The sequence below is a fragment of the Ewingella sp. C233 genome, assembly GCF_055407225.1.
Genome location: NZ_JBUZRI010000020.1, coordinates 1 through 841, shown reverse-complemented (window position 1 = coordinate 841; position 841 = coordinate 1). Strand labels below are relative to the sequence as shown.

Here is an 841-nt window from a genome sequence, read left to right as displayed (position 1 = left end):
AGCTGCACCAATGGAAACTTCTCCTGTCGGTGTGCCTTTGATATCAGCAGCTTTAGCCCCTTTAGGAACATAGACTGGATTCGTCAGTGATGCTGCAGAAGTGGTTGAACCCGCACCCAAGGCAACGCTGTTATTGGTCGATGCATTTGCCCCGTAACCGAGTGCCACAGAACTGGCACCGGAGGCACTCGCCTGAGTCCCGATAGCAGCTGATGCCATACCACTAGCAGCAGATCCCCAACCCATCGCTGAAGATGCTGTTGCACTGGCGGTTGCCCCTGAGCCAATTGCTAATGTCGAACTGGCGTTCCCCTTTGCTCCATCTCCGAGTGCGACTGCTGATACACCGGTTGCTGATGCACCATTACCAATGACAACCTGATTGGCGTTTGCCCCCGCAGAGTAAGTAGCACTTGCGCCATTACCTATGGCGACGCTTCCTTTACTGTTGGTCAGTGTTGCACCTTTGCCCATTGCAACGCCTTCCGTTGAATTTGCATCTACAGAAGCACCAATACCTGCAGCCAGAGAGTTATTTCCCTTCGCACCGTCGTTATTATAATTAGCACCCTGGACACCATTGTCGTTAACACTGTAATAATGTGTTTTAACTTTAGTGGCGGAGTCGTTCAGTTGGTCGACATTGACAGCATCTCCGCCGTCAATTCCGGCCGCGACATTTGTTATACGAGTGCCGCCCGTTTTGGTGGTGGTGTTATAGGTCGTGCCGCCCAGCGTCATGCTGTTGTAGTTCACGGTACCATCAACGAACTTGTCATATTTTACTGAGCCCGCATCCAGATTGGTGACATCACCAGTGATCGTACTGAGTGCCGTGTTG

The 841-nt window shown here is 51.7% G+C and carries 1 pseudogene; it reads right to left on the bottom strand.

The window, feature by feature from the left end:
- Window positions 1-841 (bottom strand): annotated as a pseudogene (locus ACZRKO_RS22750) (hypothetical protein); the annotation flags it as partial.